14 protein-coding genes are annotated in these 16,855 nt (G+C 67.4%); 4 read left to right on the forward strand and 10 right to left on the reverse strand.

Features of this window, described 5'->3' with window-relative positions:
* Positions 1 to 87: 87 nt before the first annotated feature.
* The 4 genes from prfH to QX070_RS07010 form a co-directional block, all read right to left on the reverse strand.
* A complete protein-coding gene (gene prfH / locus QX070_RS06995; protein ID WP_315736189.1) occupies positions 88 to 711 on the reverse strand; it encodes a peptide chain release factor H in 624 nt (207 codons plus the stop codon).
* Positions 708 to 1,847 carry an RNA ligase RtcB family protein gene (locus tag QX070_RS07000; protein ID WP_315736190.1) on the reverse strand — a complete coding sequence of 380 codons (1,140 nt, stop codon included), beginning with the start codon at positions 1,845 to 1,847 and terminating at the stop codon, positions 708 to 710. Before QX070_RS07000 ends, prfH begins: the two co-directional genes overlap by 4 nt.
* Positions 1,848 to 2,295: 448 nt before the next feature.
* Positions 2,296 to 2,748 carry a hypothetical protein gene (locus QX070_RS07005; protein ID WP_315736191.1) on the reverse strand — a complete coding sequence of 151 codons (453 nt, stop codon included), beginning with the start codon at positions 2,746 to 2,748 and terminating at the stop codon, positions 2,296 to 2,298.
* A gap of 175 nt (positions 2,749 to 2,923) precedes the next feature.
* Positions 2,924 to 3,907, reverse strand: a complete 984-nt coding sequence (locus tag QX070_RS07010; RefSeq protein ID WP_315736192.1) for a phosphotransferase enzyme family protein — start codon at positions 3,905 to 3,907, stop codon at positions 2,924 to 2,926.
* An 862-nt stretch (positions 3,908 to 4,769) separates the two neighbouring features.
* Between QX070_RS07010 and QX070_RS07015 the strand changes: the two genes are divergently transcribed.
* Positions 4,770 to 5,981, forward strand: coding sequence for an APC family permease (locus QX070_RS07015; protein ID WP_315736193.1), 1,212 nt, complete (start codon positions 4,770 to 4,772; stop codon positions 5,979 to 5,981).
* Positions 5,982 to 6,064: 83 nt separating this feature from the next.
* Positions 6,065 to 7,360, forward strand: coding sequence for an MgtC/SapB family protein (locus QX070_RS07020; RefSeq protein WP_315736194.1), 1,296 nt, complete (start codon positions 6,065 to 6,067; stop codon positions 7,358 to 7,360).
* 20 nt (positions 7,361 to 7,380) lie between these two features.
* Here QX070_RS07020 and QX070_RS07025 read toward each other — a convergent pair whose 3' ends face one another.
* From QX070_RS07025 to QX070_RS07045, 5 genes are all read right to left on the reverse strand, one after another.
* On the reverse strand, positions 7,381 to 9,342 hold the full coding sequence (locus QX070_RS07025; RefSeq protein ID WP_315736195.1) for a putative bifunctional diguanylate cyclase/phosphodiesterase: 1,962 nt from the start codon (positions 9,340 to 9,342) through the stop codon (positions 7,381 to 7,383).
* Between the two features lie 273 nt (positions 9,343 to 9,615).
* A complete protein-coding gene (locus tag QX070_RS07030) occupies positions 9,616 to 10,173 on the reverse strand; it encodes an HNH endonuclease (protein ID WP_009025578.1) in 558 nt (185 codons plus the stop codon).
* A 233-nt stretch (positions 10,174 to 10,406) separates the two neighbouring features.
* On the reverse strand, positions 10,407 to 11,378 hold the full coding sequence (locus tag QX070_RS07035) for a peptidyl-alpha-hydroxyglycine alpha-amidating lyase family protein (protein WP_315736196.1): 972 nt from the start codon (positions 11,376 to 11,378) through the stop codon (positions 10,407 to 10,409).
* 75 nt (positions 11,379 to 11,453) lie between these two features.
* Complete coding sequence (locus tag QX070_RS07040; RefSeq protein ID WP_315736197.1) at positions 11,454 to 12,545, reverse strand: DUF2855 family protein; 1,092 nt, start codon at positions 12,543 to 12,545, stop codon at positions 11,454 to 11,456.
* A gap of 108 nt (positions 12,546 to 12,653) precedes the next feature.
* The gene (locus QX070_RS07045) at positions 12,654 to 13,307 is read right to left on the reverse strand and encodes a DNA-3-methyladenine glycosylase 2 family protein (protein WP_315736198.1); all 654 of its coding nucleotides are present in this window, start codon (positions 13,305 to 13,307) and stop codon (positions 12,654 to 12,656) included.
* 123 nt (positions 13,308 to 13,430) lie between these two features.
* Between QX070_RS07045 and gluQRS the strand changes: the two genes are divergently transcribed.
* Positions 13,431 to 14,300 carry a tRNA glutamyl-Q(34) synthetase GluQRS gene (gluQRS, locus tag QX070_RS07050; RefSeq protein ID WP_315736199.1) on the forward strand — a complete coding sequence of 290 codons (870 nt, stop codon included), beginning with the start codon at positions 13,431 to 13,433 and terminating at the stop codon, positions 14,298 to 14,300.
* Positions 14,301 to 14,873: 573 nt separating this feature from the next.
* Positions 14,874 to 16,028 carry an ATP-binding protein gene (locus tag QX070_RS07055; RefSeq protein ID WP_409998898.1) on the forward strand — a complete coding sequence of 385 codons (1,155 nt, stop codon included), beginning with the start codon at positions 14,874 to 14,876 and terminating at the stop codon, positions 16,026 to 16,028.
* On the opposite strand, the gene QX070_RS07060 is transcribed toward QX070_RS07055, so the two are convergent.
* Positions 15,955 to 16,848 carry a YihY/virulence factor BrkB family protein gene (locus QX070_RS07060; protein WP_315736201.1) on the reverse strand — a complete coding sequence of 298 codons (894 nt, stop codon included), beginning with the start codon at positions 16,846 to 16,848 and terminating at the stop codon, positions 15,955 to 15,957. The two genes, QX070_RS07055 and QX070_RS07060, sit on opposite strands and share 74 nt — an antisense overlap.
* Between the last annotated feature and the right edge of the window lie 7 nt (positions 16,849 to 16,855).

A 16,855-nucleotide genomic window follows, 5' to 3' on the forward strand; every position in this document is an offset into this window, starting at 1 on the left:
CATGGCAGTCGTCTGGCGGAGAGATGACTGTGCGTCCTGCCTGTCGAAGGTGCAGCCGGGGGCGCTGACGCCCCCGCTGTCCGGTGATCATCCCGCCGGCCTGAACGCCGGTCCCTCGAAGCGCAGCCCGGCTGCGCCGCGTTCAACGCGGTCATGCGCCGCGTGGATGAGGCGCTCCTCGCCGGCGTCGGCCAGGCGGGCGCGGCCGTCCAGCAATGCGGCGAGACGCGCGAGCGCCAGCGCCTTGTTGCGATGCTGGGAGCGGCCGTCGCGCGCGATCGCGACCAGCCCCGTCGGCACGTGAACTGCGCGCACCGCGCTCTCGGTCTTGTTCTGGTGCTGACCGCCGGGCCCGCCGGCGCGAAAGCTCTCGAACCGGGCGTCGGTGGCCGCCAACGCCGCCACCTGCTCCGACAGGGGCAGATCGACGATGCCGACGAACCAGTTCTTGCGGCCGTGATGCGGCCGCAGCGGACTGCGGCACACCCAGAGCAGCGAGCCCTGCGTCCAGCGCCGCGCGAGGTCGGCCGCCGTCGGCCCGTCCAGCACGACGATCGCGCTGACCGGCCCATGCCGGTCGGTCTGCTCTCGCGCGATCGCGCATTCGCAGTCCGCCGCCTCGGCCTCGTCGGCGAGCCGCCGCAGCGCATGCGCGACCGCGAGCCGGCATTCGGCCGGACCGCGTCCCGCCGTGAGGAGTAGCCGTCTCATCGGCGGTCCTCCCTGCGCGGCCGCTGGACGGCGATCTTCTTCACCGTCACCAGCGGGCGGAAGCTGGCGACGACGCGCGCCAGCCCGAATGCTTCGAGATCGGCGATCACGCCGGCGATCGGCTTGTAGGCCTCCGGCGCCTCCTCGGCGAGCAGCGCGCGGTCCTCGCAGATCACGCGGCCGCCGAACGGATTGCGCGCGAGACGCTCGCGATCCGATCGCGTGGCGCCGACACGGCCGATCATCGAGCTCCGGTCGAACTTGCGACCGGCGCCATGCGCGATCGACCACAACGCCTCCTTTGGCGCTGACGCGAGCGGCGCGACCAGATAGGACAGCGCGCCGCGCGAGCCCGGCACGACGACGAGACCCTGGTCGGACGGCGCAGCCCCCTTTCGGTGCAACACGCCGTCTGTGCGATGCTCGATGCAATTGTGCGAGCACGCACAGACCGGATCGGCCTCACCGCGCAAGGCCGTCGCGGCCCGCTGCGCGATCACCTGCCGGTTCAGCGACGCCCAGCGCAGCGCGTGATCATGCGCTGCCAGATAGGCGTGGCCAGCCTCACTGTCCGGCGCGAGCGGATTGAGACCCTCCGCAACGTGCCGTTCGAGCAGCGCGTGGCCAAGGCCGCGCGAGCCCGAATGCACCAGCAGATGAGCGCGGTCGCGATCGATACCGCAGGACGGATCGAACACCTCCTCGACCGCCTGCAGCTCACAGAAGTGATTGCCGCCACCGATCGTGCCGAGCGACGCATCGAAGTCGGACGGCGCAAGCTGATGAGCTGCGAGCTCGCCCACGATGTCGCCGTCATAGGGGGTGGCGACGTCGCCCAGCCGGTCGGCCGCCTTGTCGACGCGAATCCGGCGCGAAGCGAGGTCGAGCTGATACAGCGCCATGCCGCAGCCCGCATCGGAGCCGACGAAGGCCGGGTGGATATGGTCGGCGAGGATGGCGCAGCCGACGGGACCGAACTTGCCGGGATGCAGATCCGGCATGCCGGCGACAGCACGCACGCCACAGATGTCAGCCACCGTTTCGAGCTGGCGCGCAGCGGCGCCCTCGATCCAGGAGCTGGACGAGTAGAAGCCGTGGACCGGCGCACGGCCGTCCACGCGATGGGAATTGCCCATGTAAATACCTTGGAGAAAGACAGGGAGAACTGGTCAGGGACGATCAGCGCGCGCGGACGCACGCATGCCAGACCAAGCCTCGCCTCACGCGAGGATCAGTCCTGGCGGCTCCTGGCGGAGCAACGGATGATCGCAGTCATCGTCTCTCTCCTGTGCGGCGGAGCCGAATGCTCGACGCCGGAGCGCGTAGTAATCACATCCCGATCATATTGGCAATGTGCATCATTCAACCGATGTCCCGCTGTGACGTACAGGACACGGATGCCCCGTCGTTTTCGAGCAGCTCGCTTTCTCTCCGTCATTGCGAGGAGCGCAGCGACGAAGCAATCCAGGGCCCCACGCACCACACTGGATTCTTCGCTGCGCTCGCACAGAATGGGTGGCATCGAAGATGGACAACGGCGCATCTGCCCGCAGCCGGCGGATCCAGGCACGTGCATCCTCGCGATCAGAACAGCGCGAGGAAATCGCCGAGGAAATAGATGATGGCCACCACGATCAGCGCGCCCATCAGCAAGAAGGAAAGCTGCACGGCGATCGCGCAGCCGCCCAGGGTCGTCGCCATCGCCGCGACGTGCCGCTCCTCGCGACGCAACTGACCCACGACGCCGAGAATGATCGCAAGCAACCCGAGCGAGACCGCGGCCACCGGCAATTGCTGGTGCAGGAGGTCGGTCCAAGACGTCTCGCGCACCGGCGCCTGGTAGTCGACGCCCTTGATGCGCGCCATCAGGCGCTCCCTCACGCGATGTCCGACATCGACGATGACCTTGTCGATCGGCGGCGGCGGATCGATCACCGGCAGCACCCAATGCGGCAGAACCGCCGCGACCAGAGCAACAAGCCCGATCACGCAACCGATGATGCCCAGCCGGCGTGACTGAACGATCGTGTCTGTCATGGCTCAAAATCTCCGATGCGGGCGTGCTGCGTCTGCTTCGGTCGCGGCGGAAGGATTGCGAAACGTTATTCTCGTCATCGTCACCGCGGAAAGGACCGAACCCTGCAAGCCTGAACGCCGGATCATGCGTCGGCCGCCGGAGCTCTCCGGTTCAATCCCTCCGATCCGCCCAAGCTCATAGCAAGCGCGTCCCAAGCTGCTGCGCCTCCCAGCCTTCGAGAAATTCCCGCTGCTGCGTGACCCAGCGGACATTCTCGCTACCCCATTCGCGCGAACGGCTGGCCTGCTCGCCCATCAGCCAGAAGTGCCTGACGATCACGAAGGCATGCGCGGCCTCGAAATCAGCGGTCGAGATCGGGCGGACCGAGCGGTAGCCGTCGACGAAGGCGTGCCACGCCGCATGAAAGCGCCGGCCGAACGACAGCTTGGCCCACAGGAACACGGCCATGTCATAGGCCAGATAGCCGGGGCCGCCGTCGTCGAAGTCGAAGAACACGGCCTCGCCGCCAGCGCCGATGCGCGCATTGAAGCCGTGGCAGTCGCCGTGACAATGCGTCCATGTCAGGCCCTCCATCGCCTCGATCCGTGCGGCGGTTCGCTCCGCGATGTCCTGGAGAAAGCCGCCATCATCGGCATCGATTAGGCTGCAGAGCTGTTGAACGCGCGCGAGCGGCCGGCGCAGCAGATGGTCGAGGTCCAGAAGATAGAGCGGCGCTTCGGGCCGATAGGACATCGCCGCCGCGTGCACTCGGGCAAGCGTCACGCCGTTGGCGCGCGCGTCGCTCTGCGATGCGACCTCCGGGGTCCGTCCCTCGATGGCGTGAAACAGCACGCCTTCGCGGCGGCCTTCCGCCGCCTCGCCGCGTACGAACAGCGCGCCGTCGCGTGCCGGAACCGCCGCGGCCACCGGCACGCCGCAGCGCGCGAGATGTGCGAGGAAGTCGGTCTCGGTGCGGACATCGGCCGGGCCGCGGGCGCGGTGATGCGACAGACGGAAGACGTAGCGTGCGCCCGTTGCGGATGTAATCAGATAGACGTCGTTGAAGCCGCGGTTCATCAGGCGGCACGCGAGCGGCTCTGATAGCGCGTAGTGTGTTGCCACGAAGCGGCCCACGCTCTCGGCGCCGGTCGTGGTGTAGATCGGCTCGAAGTCGGGCACGTCGCGTGTTCCGGATTGTGGAGACGATGGCATCCTAGGCGGCTGCCGTCCGCAGTGAAAGCCGGGACGGGCACGAGCAATCCATCGCATTGGCGTAGGCAGGTTGTACCGGACTGCCCGTCGGGCAAATCGATCGAGGTGGCGAGCGCAATCTGCCGCTGATGTCCAGCCCGCCTGCGAAAAATATGCTTGTTTCGTTTTTCCGGAAATCATGCTTACCTCCCGCGCATCCCGCCTCATGCAGAGAGGGGCGTACGCGTCGTCACGATACGCGGGGGCGGGGAGTGGTGGCCGTCGCGAGGTCGGGCGCGTTCGCGCGCAAGACGACTGATGTCGTGGCGGACGGTCAAGCCGTGTGGTCCTGGCACCCCGAAGCTGGCGCCAAGCTTGCGATCACGTTCGTGCGTGGTTGCGAGCGACGGGGGCAAACAAGCCGGTCCCCGGGGAGAGCGCGGAGCAGCCGTGAAAACCATCGCGCAGGGAAGGCCGGGTCGATCCGGCTGATCCTGTGGTTCCTGCCCCGTGCATTCTTGTCGCACGGGGGCCACGGGCCTCAGCCGAGGCTCGGCCTTCCCTGCGCCCTCTCGTTTCGAGAGGAGATCGATCAGCACAGCTCGGGCCCATCGCGCCGCGAGAGTGCGAAGTCATGTCTCGACGCGGCGCATCTCAAGTTGGCCGATGGCCGTGAAGGCGAACGCGCCTCGCGAAGAAGGCCCGGCGGCCGAATGCCGCAGCCCAGAGAGTCTCGCGCGTGTCCCGGTTGACCGAGATCAAGAGCGCTCGCGCTTGCTCCCTTAAGCCCCTACAACTCTGTTATTCGTTGTGATCAAGAATGGACGTCGTGGTGCCGCAAGATCCCATCGTGCCTCCATCTGGCTTGCGGCGGCGGCTCGGACTGCCGCTGCTGGTCCTCTATGGCACGGGCGTAACCGTCGGAGCCGGCATCTACGTCCTGATCGGCGCGGTCGCCGGTCATGCGGGAGTCCATTCCTCCTGGGCCTTTGCGCTGGCGGCGTTCGTGATGGCGTTCACCGCCGCCTCCTATGCCGAACTTGCGACCCGCTATCCCGTGAGTGCCGGCGAAGCCGCCTATGCCCGCGCGGCATTCAAGTCGCGGCTGTTGTCGACGGCGGTCGGCACGCTGCGGCTCGCCACCGGCATCATCGCGGCGGCCGCGGTGACGCTCGGCGGCGCCGGCTACATCCGGCAACTGATCGATCTGCCGACGCCGCTGATCGCGATGGCCATCGTGGTCGCGCTCGGCATGGTCGCGTCCTGGGGCATTCTCGAATCGGTGATGCTCGCCGGACTGCTGACCTTGATCGAGACCGGCGGACTGGTGTGGATCGTCGTCTCGGCCGTTCACTCCGGCGTCGCGTTCGGCCCTGCCTTGCTGACGCCGCCGCCGCTCGATCTCGGCGTTCTCTCAGGCATCACGTTCGCCGGCCTGCTCGCGTTCTTCGCCTTCGTCGGCTTCGAGGACCTCGCCAACGTCGTGGAGGAGGCCAAGAGCCCGCAGCGAAACATTCCGCGGGCGATGGCGCTCACGCTGCTGATCACCGCCGTACTGTATGTGCTGATTGCAGCGATTGCGGTGACCGCCGTGCCGCCGGGCACGCTGTCGGCCTCTTCCGCGCCGCTCAGCGTGGTGTTCAATGCCGTAGCGGGCATCAGTCCGGCCACCTTCAATGCGATCGCGATCGTGTCCACGCTCAACACCATTCTCGCCCAGATGACGATGACGGCCCGCGTCGTCTATGGCATGGCGGGGCAGGGCGACCTGCCGCGCATCGCCGGCCGGGTCGATCCCCGCACCGGAACGCCGCTGATCGCAACCGGGCTCGTCATGCTGGCGGTCGCGGTTCTCGCGCTGGCCTTCCCGCTGGAGCGGCTGGCGGAAGGCACCTCGCTCGCGACGCTGACGATCTTTGCCATCGTCAACCTGTGCCTGCTTCGTATTCGCATCCGGCGCATTGGATCGGATGCCGCCCATGTGCGGGTGCCGCTATGGGTCCCTGCGCTCGGTCTCATCACGTGTATGCTGATGATCGTCAGCGCGTTCGTCGCGCCTTGAGCCGGCCGGGAAGGAACTGTCAGCCCGATGTATCATGTTTCCCGATGGTCCCCGGCGTCGACCCGGCGATGTGATTCAGGACCATGTCGATGCCGGATGTCATGAGCCTCAATCCTGGGATCATCGCGATCGTCGTCGCGCTCGGCATCGGATTGCTGATCGGCTTGGAGCGCGAGCGTCGCAAGGGCGAAGGGCCCGGGCGCTCGCCCGCGGGCTTGCGGACCTTTGCCGTCGCCTCGCTGGCCGGCGCGGTGAGCATGCTGATCGGCGGCAAGGTGCTGCTGGCCATCGTCACCGCTGGAATCATGGTCCTCACGGCGATCGCCTATTGGCGTTCGCGCAGCGACGATCCGGGACTGACCTCGGAGGCGGCGCTGATCCTGACCGTCCTGCTCGGCGGCCTCGCCACCGAGCAACCTGCTCTGGCGGCGGGCGTCGCCGTCGTGCTGGCGGTGCTGCTGGCGGCCCGGCCGGTGCTGCACGACTTCGTCCGTTCGGTGCTCAGCGAGAGCGAGCTCAAGGACGGCCTGATCTTTGCCGCGGCCACGCTGGTGGTGCTGCCTCTGCTCCCGGATCAGCCGATCGGTCCGTACGGCGCGCTCAATCTGCGCGGCATCTGGACGCTCGTCGTCCTGATGATGGCGATCGGTGCCGCCGGACATGTCTCGATGCGTCTGCTCGGCGCACGCGGCGGGCTCGCCGTATCCGGCTTCGCCTCGGGCTTCGTCTCCAGCACGGCCACGATCGGCGCGATGGGCGCGCGGGCGCGCAAGGCGCCGGAGCTTGGCGGTGCCGCGGCTGCGGGCGCGACATTGTCGACCGTCGCGACCATCGCTCAGCTCGCCGCGGTGCTGGCCGTCACCAGCCTGCCGGCGCTGCAGGCGCTGCTGGTTCCGCTGCTATGCGCCGGCGCGGCGGCGGCGATCTACGGTGCGATCTTCACGATCGTCGGCTTGCGGCAGAGTGGCGCCGCGGACCTGCCGCCCGGACACGCCTTCAGCCTGCCGGGCGCGCTGTTGCTGGCGCTGACGATCTCAGCGGTGCTGGTGCTGTCGGCCGCGTTGCGCGAGGCGTTCGGCGAAGCCGGCCTGGTGGCGAGCGCCGCCGTCGCCGGTCTCGTCGATACCCATGCGCCGGCGGCGGCCGCGGCTGCGCTCGCCGCATCGGGCAAGATCAGCGCGGCCGATGCCGTGGCTCCGGTGCTCGCGGCGCTGTCGACGAACACGATCAGCAAGATCGTGGTGGCGTGGACCAGCGGTGGGTCGTCCTTCGCCCTGCGTCTCGTCCCCGGACTCGTCCTCGTCATCGCCGCCGCGTGGGCCGGCGCCTTCGGACCGAGCCTTGCCCATGGTCTTGCCGATGTGCTGGTCCATCCGTGAGCGCGACGTCCGCGCCGCACCTACGCGCTGCGCGGCAAGCGCTCGACCGCGGCAGCAGCACCGCTGCGATGCTGGACGAGCCACGCGATGGCGTCGTCCTCCTTCATCGGCTTGCCATACAGCCAGCCCTGTCCATAGGAGCAGCCGAGCATGCGAAGGCACTCGGCATCCGCCTCGCTCTCGACGCCCTCGGCGATCATGCGGTGGCCGAGCGGCAGCGCCACCGCGGTGATGGCGGCGACGAGCTGCTGATCCCGTCGATTGCTGGCGATGCCGTGGATGAAGGAGCGGTCGACCTTGATGGTGTCGATCTCGACCGCCATCAGGTTGGCAATCGAGGAATGGCCGACGCCGAAATCGTCGATCGCAAGACCAAAGCCGTATTGGTCGATCAGCTTCAATTCGTCGGCGCAGCGCTTGGGGTCGAACATCGCCTCTTCGGTCACCTCGATCTCGATCCGGTGGGGATCGACGCCGTAGCGCTCGGAGACGGTCTTGAGGGTCTGCGCTGGCGAGTGAAGCGGGAATTCCCGCGGCGAGACGTTGATCGATACCCGGATGCCGTGCGCCTTCTTGCGGTCGAGCGCGCGCAGGAACGCGCAGACGCGCTCGCCCACGAACTCCGTGAGCTGGCCGGACAGGCGCAATCGGATCGCCGCGGACACGATGTCCGGCGGCGGGATCAGTCCGGCGCTCGGGTGCTTCCAGCGCAGCAGCGCCTCGAACCCGATGACCTCCTGCGTGGCCATCGCGACCTGGGGCTGGAATTCGACGTGGAGCTCGCGGCGGGCCAGCGCGGCGGGGAGCTCCGCATCGAGCCGGCGCTGCAGCGTCAGCTCGGACTGCATCTTGGCGTCGAACACGCGCATGCAGCCGCGACCGTCGTCCTTGGCGCGATACAGCGCGACGTCGGCGCGGGCGGAGAGCTCTTCCAGATCGATCGAGCCTTCCGCATGCGCCGCGATGCCGATCGAGCAGCTGACGGGCAGCACCTGGCCCGCGATCGCGAGCGGCTGCGTGAGGGCGGCCATCAGCCATTCGGCGAGTGCGACGGATCGGCTCGCGACATCGTCACCCTGCATGACGACCACGAACTCGTCGCCGCCCAGGCGAACCGGCAGATCGTCGGCGTGGCAGGCGGACTGCAGCAGGGTGGCGACTGCCTGGATGACCCGGTCGCCGGCGTCGTGGCCGCGCGTATCGTTGATGGTCTTGAAGTTGTCGACGTCGATCAGGAGGAATGCGACCCCACGTCCGGAACGGCAGGCCGCGGCGGCCACGGTGCGGAAGTGACTGCGATTGGCGAGCCCGGTGAGCGAGTCCGTGCGAACCAGGCGCTCCAGGGCGTGGTTGGCCTCGGCGACGGATTCCGCCAGCACCGTCGCCTCGATGGCGGTATTCTGGCTCGCAATGAAGTTGCGCTCGCCGAGCCGCGATGCGCGGAACAGCATGAAGGTCAGGAATGCGACGTCGACCGCAACGATGTAGTCGACATCGCTGCCCGAGATCAGCATCCGCAACACGGTCGAGCCCATCAGCGGCGCGCCGAAGGCGATCGCCATCGGCGAAAAAGCAAGACTCTGGATGATGGCGCCGGTGGTGGTGCCGGCCATGATGAAGACGACGTCGTTGACGTTGTGCGCGCGGGAGAAGGCCGGCAGCGCGAGCGGGACGATCGCCCACAGCACTCCGCTGGCGAAAGCCATGATGGTGAGATTGCGCAGCACGCGCCGTGGATCGCGCTCGATCCGTCCGGAAGACTTCAGGTACGACACCCATCCAGCGCGGAGCGCCGCGAAGGTGATGGCGGCTGCCAGCCACCAGAAGATGAGCGTGCCCCCCTCTCTGAGATACAGCAACAGCGCCAGCGACGTTGCGATCGCCACATTGGCGAACAGCGTCAGGGAAATGTTCTGCAGCGAGCTCGCTGCCTGGGCTTTCGCGAGCGCCGCCGCTTTGCACTCGGTGATTGCGGTCTGCATGCGCGGAACGGACGGCCCTGCTGAATCGGTGACGGAAGCGGGCAGCCATGGCGGCGCCCAACGCGGCGACGCAGGAGCATGCTGAACAGGGGCCTAAGGTGGGGTTAATCCAGCCCATTATACCGCCGGACGGCCGAGCCATGCGGCGAGCCGTCTGGCCGATCGAGCCGGTGGTCGTCGACGTCGGACATCGATCACCCCCAGCCGGCACGGCCGTGCGAGCGCTTCCGCCATTTCACAGAGGTCCAACGACGACGACAAAGCGCCGATCCGCTACGGATCGAGCTCGGTGTCCCAATAGAGATAGTCGAGCCAGCTGTCGTGCAGGTAGTTCGGCGGAAACAGCCGGCCGTTGCGATGGAGCTGGTGGACGGTCGGCGCGTAGGGCGCCTGCTTGGGGAACATCTTGGCCTGCTGCGGGGTCAGATTGCCCTTCTTCAGATTGCAGGGCGAGCAGGCGGCGACGACGTTTTCCCAGGTGGTCTGGCCACCCTTGCTGCGGGGAATGACGTGGTCGAAGGTCAGGTCGTCGCCGGAGTGGCAGTACTGGCAGGCGAAGCGGTCGCGGAGGAAGACGTTGAAGCGGGTGAAGGCCGGATGCGTCGTCGGCTTCACGAAGGATTTCAGCGAAACCACGCTGGGCAGCTGGATCTCGAAGGAGGGACTTCGGATCGCTCTGTCGTAGTATTCGACAATGTTGACGCGATCGAGGAACACCGCCTTGATCGCGTCTTGCCACGACCAGAGAGACAGCGGGTAATAACTCAGCGGCCGGAAGTCCGCGTTCAGCACCAACACCGGCCAACCGCCTTGCGAGACATGTGCGTTCAAGTAACGCTCCTGGCCTCCATAACGGCTGCGAAGCAGCATGCCCTCATATACTACATGCAGCGTGACGGGATTGTGAAGCCCCAAGAATGGCTTGACACATGGCTTGACACAGCTTCTCCCGCCCTTCCAGCTTCGGCCCAAAGCGCGTCAGAACCGTGGCAGAGGGTTAGGTCGCTGCACTGCAAATCAGTTGCATGTCTTCGGTTTGGGGAGAGGACCAGCCGGACCAAAAGTCAGCCCGGGACCCGCTCCAGCTTCTGCAGGCAGTGGGAGATCCTGACCTCGGCGGGCATCGGCCGGTCCGGGAAGCTTGTGCTCCAATTGGTGACGCCGACCTCGCCGACATAGATGTCGCCGCCGCTGTCGATCGCGAGGCCGTGCGGCGCCAGGAAACGGCCGGTTTCCAGGCCCGGGCCGTGCTCGCCGCCCAGCCGCGCCAGCCGCTGACCGCCAGCATCCGTGATGGTCAGGCGAGGGCCGAGATTGGGGACGTTGAGGTTGACCGGCATGCCCGGGCCGAGCTCACCGATGATGAAGGTCCTGCGCTCCGCGCCGTAGGCGCACAGCGCGCAGGGCCGGTGCAGATTGTTCCACTGCGTCTCGTAGCGGCCGTCGCCGTCGAAGATCTGGATGCGGTGGTTCTCGCGATCGGCGACGTAGACGAAGCCATCGGCATCGGTCGCGATGTTGTGAACGATGTTGAACTGGCCGGGATCCGAGCCTGGCTCGCCCCAGCTGCGGATCAATCTGCCGTCGGGGGTGTATTTGTGGACCCGCGCATTGCCGTAACCGTCGGAGACATAGATCTCGCCCGAGGGCGACAGCGCGGTGTGGGTGCAGCGGTTGAACGGCTCGCCGCTCATGAACGGGGTCGGACGCTTCGGCAGGCCGATGGTCAGCAGCACCGTCCCTTCCGGAGTGCATTTGCGGACGGTGTGGTCGCCATCATCGGTGCAGTACAGATTGTCGTCGCCGTCGATCGACAGGCCGTGGGCGCGGCTGAACAGGCCCTCGCCCCAGCTCTTGATGAAATTGCCGCCGCGGTCGAACACGATCATCGGATGGGCGCCGCGATTGAAGGCGTAGACGCGGTCCTTGCTATCCACGGCAACCGAGGCGACGTCGGTCAGCGCCCAGCCCTCGGGCAGCCTGGCCCAGTCCTTGACGACGCGATAGGTGAAATTGCCCGTTCCAAGAATGGACATCGCCTCGCCTCCCTGCCTCCGTGCAACCTCAGTCCTGGCAACGCTACACGGCTTTGGTCGCGGGTGAAAACCTGGTTACGTCGCCATCGTCAGCATGTGGCCCTGATGCGGCGGAATATGACCTTGCAAGGTGTCGAGATAGACGCGCTGCACGGCCTCCGGTCCGCGTCCTTCCGTGATCGTGAGCCAGCCGTCGAGCCGCGGAGCGAAGTCCCGCCACGCCGCGCCGAGCCGCGCCTCGATGCCGCCCGGTCCCCATTCCTTGGCGCGCTTCCTGATCTGGTCAGGCGCGAAGAACCAGGTGGGCCGGGCGCCGGAAAGCGTCTCGACATCATCGCTGCCGTCCTGATGCGTCAGGCCGATGCGGCCGGAATAGACGAGGTTGTCGCCGTAGTGTCGATGCAGCGCGGCGCGCAGACTGGCATTGCCGGCCATGTCGACGAAGGCCGCGCGCGACGTCGCGTCGAGCATGTCGACCGCATCGTAGGTCACGACCTCGTCGTAGCAGCCGAGCGAGCGGACGAAGGCCGCATGCGATGGCGAGGTCAGCCCGATCACGCGGATGCCCTTGCGCTGCGTATGCAAGAGGTGGGCGAGTCCGAACGCGGTCTTGCTCGAGGCCGAGGACAGGATCACGGTCGTTGCGCCGAATTGGGCCTGTTCGGCGAGAAAGTCATCGACCAGGAACGACAGCATGAACAGTGGGCGCAGCAGGGCCTGATAGTCGCCTTGCCGTCCGGCAAAGGCGGGATCGTCGCCGACCCGCGCATAGGCGTTGTAGACCGGCGCGACGCCCTGCCGGTGTGCGGCCGCGTCGCGCAGGCCGCGCTTGCCGACGTCGGCGGCCTCGATGACGAGATGCGTCGCCATCGGGAAGTAGCCGAACAGGCGCTCGCCTTCCGCGACGGCAGGATGGCGGGAGGCGATCACGTCGCCGAAGCCCCACACGGGAATGATGCCGAAGCCGTCGGGCGCAGGAAACAGTTGCCAATATTTCAACTGCTCGCCGAGCAGCGCGTAGGTGATGTTGTTGGCGGTGAAGGCGAAGCGGTCGACCTTCACCAGCAGCGCCTCGGCAGGAAGCGCGGCGCCATCGGGAAGCTCGGTGACGATCGTCTTGCACTGCTGCAGATCGTTGCGTGTGACGATGAAGTCGGACGATTGCATGATGAAGACCTCGGCCGTTCGATGATGTGCGTCGTGGTGCGATCCTGGCCGACATCGATGACCGTTTTGCAACCCCAACTTTGTTTGAAACGGCGTTCACCGGAGTTGTTAGTTCGCCGATGCGATGACGCCCTCGCGCTTCTTGACCACGCGGTAATAGCTCCACCACAGGTGCGCCGCCGCGCCGCGCAGCGGGCGCCACGATTCGGCCAGCGGCATCATCTGCTTGGCCGTAGGCCGCGCCGCAAGGCCGAGCCCGACCTTGACCGCCTCCTGCACGGCGAGGTCGCCGGCCGGCCAGGCATCGCCATGGCCGAGGCAGAACAGCAGGTAGACGTCGGCGGTCCACGGTCCGATGCCGGGCAGGGTCGTCAAGGTGGCGTGGGCCGCATCGGCGTCCTCATTGGCGAGCACGTCGAGATTGAGCCGCCCGGCGCCAAGCTCGCGCGCGATGTGCTTCAGCGTCTTGATCTTGGCCGCAGAGAGACCGAGCCGTCCCAGCCGGTCGGCGCGGGCGCGGCGGATGGCGTCGGCATCGAACGGATCGAATGCCGCCTGCAGCCGGCCCCAGATCGCGGCCGCGCTGGCGGTCGACAGTTGCTGGCCGCAGACGATGTGCGCGATCCCGGCAAAGCCTGGCTCGCGCCGCCGCAGCGCCGGCATGCCGGCGGCGGCGAGGATCGGCGCCAGCCGCGCGTCCTGCTTCACCAGGTCGCGGATCGCATCCTCGAGGATGTCCTGGCTATCGAGGTGAAGGGTCATCTCAGTGCGACCTTTTCCATTGTCATGCGCGGGCTTGACCCGCGTATCCATCTCGGATCGAACGAGCCCGCGAAGAATGATCGTCGGACCACGCCAGCTCAAGTCCGGCAAGGACGAGATGACATGCCACCCGTTTTCCGATTCGCCCCCAGCCCGAACGGCTATCTGCATCTCGGCCACGCTTTTTCGGCGCTGTTGAACTTCCAATGCGCGCAGCGGAGCGGCGGCCGCTTGCTGCTGCGCATCGAGGACATCGACCCGACCCGCTGCCGCCCCGAGTTCGAGCAGGCGATCTATGAGGACCTCGCCTGGCTCGGCATCACCTGGGAGCAGCCGGTGCGGCGGCAATCGGAGCACCTCGCCGAGTATCGCGCTGCGCTGGAGCGGCTGCAGGGCATGGGGCTGGTCTATCCGAGCTTCGAGAGCCGGGCCGAGGTCGCGCGGATGGTCGCGCAACGGAATGCAGAGGGGGCTTGGCCGCGCGATCCGGATGGCGCGCCGCTCTATCCGGGGACGGCGACCTCGCTCTCCGAGGCGCACCGTGCGGCACTGATGGCCAGCGGCGCGCCCTATGCCTTGCGGCTCGACATGGCCGCCGCGGTCGCGCGCGCGGGCCGGGCGGCCTGGGACGAGTATGGCGCCGGGCCTTGGGGCGAGAGTGGCAGGGTCGAAGCAAGGCCGGAGGCCTGGGGGGATGTGGTCTTGGCGCGCAAGGAGACGCCGACCAGCTATCACCTCTCCGTCGTGATCGACGACGCCCTGCAGGGGGTGACGGAGGTGGTGCGTGGACAGGACCTGTTTCATGCCACGAGCGTCCACCGGCTGCTGCAGGTCCTGCTCGGCCTGCCGGCCCCGGCCTATCGGCATCACCAACTGATTCGCGACGCGCAGGGCCACAAGCTGTCCAAGTCCACCCAGGCGACGGGATTGCGCGCCTTGCGCGCGGAAGGCGTCTCGCCGACGGAAATCCGACACAGGATCGGCATGGTCTAGCCGTGTCCTGTCCGCAGCCCTGATATCTCCGAATGTTTCCGGCGGGGACAACCTCCGGGGCATCGTGACACCCGGAAACGACCGTGCCATGCTGCTCAATGGCGCGGGTAATCGGGAGCTTCAATCGAAAGCGGCACGACGAGACATGACAGTACAAGTGCCCCTTCGTTTTTCGGAGTTCATGTCACAGGGGCCATGATGAAGCGCGTTCGGAAGATGAGTACGGGGCGTCGGGCCCGACCGGCCAAGCCGGCTGCGCCCAGGCCCGCCGGCGCGTCCAGAGCGCCCGCTGAAAAGGCGTCCTCCAGGACGACATCCGTCAGGATGCCGTCGCCCGCAGCACAAGCGCCGAAGACACAAACGCCGAAGACACAACCGCCGAAGGCCAAGGCCGCGAAGGCGGCGCCGGCCAAGGAGCGCGCCAAGGCGCGACCGCTCAAGAAGCACGTTCCTCAGGTCACGGCGATGGCGGGGAGCCGGCGAAGCGCGGCCAAGTCCGGAGTGAGGAAGCCCGAAACCGCGAAGTCAGTGCCCAGGGCTGGTGCCGGATCACCAGGGGTCGTCGAAGCCGCGCTGGCGGTGTTCGCCCATGAGGTGCGCACGCCGCTGACAGGCATTCTCGCCATCAGCGACCTGCTTGCCACCTCCGAGCTCGGCGAGCGCGAGCGGCGCTGGGTCGATACGATCAAGGCCGGCGCGGAGCATCTGTCGAGCCTCGCCACCCTGTTCGTCGATGCCGCCAAGGACGAGACCGCCGGCGCGCTGCTGCGTGAGGATCTGTTCGATCTGCGCGTGCTGGCGCGGGCCGCCGGAGACTCGCTGTCGGGCCGCGCCGCCGCCAAGGGGCTGGATGTCAAGGTCCACGTCTCCGACGACTTGCCGGGACTCGTGTTCGGCGATCCCGTGCGGCTGCGCGCTGCGCTGGAGAACCTGATCGACAATGCGGTGAAGTTCACCGAGCAGGGCGGCGTCGCGCTGGAGGTCGTTCCCGCACGTCGCGGCGGTCGCGGCAAGCCGAGCACGGGCGCAGGCCGAGGCGCGAACAGGGGCCGCGCCGCGATCGCCTTCCACGTCTCGGATTCGGGCATCGGCCTGACCCTGAAGGAGATCAAGCGGCTGTTCCGCCCGTTCAGCCAAGCCAATGTCTCGATCGCCTCGCGCTTCGGCGGCGCCGGCCTCGGCCTGTCCTCGGTCCGGCAGCTGGCGCGCGCGATGGGGGGCGACGTCGCCGTGGCGCCGCATGAAGGCGGCGGCACGACCTTCACGCTGACCGTGACGCTGACCGTTGCGGCCGCGCCGCACACCGCGGCGGGCGGATCGGAGAATGGCGTGACCCTGGCGCCGACAAGGCCGTTGCGCATCCTCGGGGTCGAGGACAATCCGTTCGGCCGCGTGGTGCTCAACACCATCCTCAACGAGCTCGGCCACCAGGCCGAGTTCATCGGCCGTGGCGAGGCGGCGCCGGAGCGGATCGCGGCCGGCAATTACGATGCGGTGCTGATGGACATGGTGCTGCCCGGCATCAACGGCGTCGAGGCGATTGCTCGCATTCGCAAGCTGGACGCGCCCCAAGGGACTATCCCGATCATCGGCGTGTCCGGACGCGGCGAGGACGAGGCGGCCTCGCGCGCTGCCGGCGCGGACGCGTTCCTGCTCAAGCCCGTTTCGCCGCGGGCTCTAGCGACTGCGCTTCTTGGAGCGATACGCCGCGCGGCAGCCGCGACTTGATGATCGAGGCGTTCAACTCGCCGCCATACACGAAAATCGCGGCGATGAAATACAGGAACACCAGCGCGATGATCACCGACGCGAGCCCCGCATACATCGTGACGTAGTTGTTGGCGAAGCGCGCCAGATACTGGCCGAACACGATGCCCGACACCAGCGAGGCGACGAAGGTGAAGACGATGCCGGGCACGATCTGCATGAAGCTGCGCCGGCCCGCCGGCAGCCAGGCGTGCAGGATGAACAGCGCGACGATCAGCGCGCTGATGGTGATGCCGTAGCGCGACAGGTTGACGAAGCGCTCGTTGGCTTCGACCGCCAGCGGCAAATAGCGCCGGGCTGTGGCCAGCATCAGCGGGCCGAGCACGATCAGGAACGACATCGCCAGCGCCGTGAACGCGGCGACCAGAGTATAGCCGATTGATTCCAGCCGCAGCCAGTACCAGCGGCGCTGCTCGATCACGCCATAGGCGCGGTTGAGCGCGACCCGCAGCGCCTCGACGCCATTCGAGGCGAAGTAGACCGCGAGCACGGCGCCGATGGTCAGCGCATCGGTCCGGGTCGTGGTCAGCACGTCGTGGATCTCGCCGGTCAGCGCATCCGCGACCTGCGCCGGCCAGGTCTCGAGCATCAGGGTGGCGGCCTGGTCGGCCAGGTCCTTGGAGCCGAGAAAGCCGGCGAGCGAGGTCAGGACGATCAGGAACGGAAACAGCGCCATCAGCGTCGACAGCGCGATATGGCTGGCGATCGCCCAGCCGTCGTCGGCGAGGAAGGTGTAGAACGCGTCCATGACGACGTGGAAGATGTAGCGAAGCGCCTTCACCTGTCCC

The organism is Bradyrhizobium sp. SZCCHNR1093 (assembly GCF_032381175.1).
GTDB lineage: Bacteria > Pseudomonadota > Alphaproteobacteria > Rhizobiales > Xanthobacteraceae > Bradyrhizobium.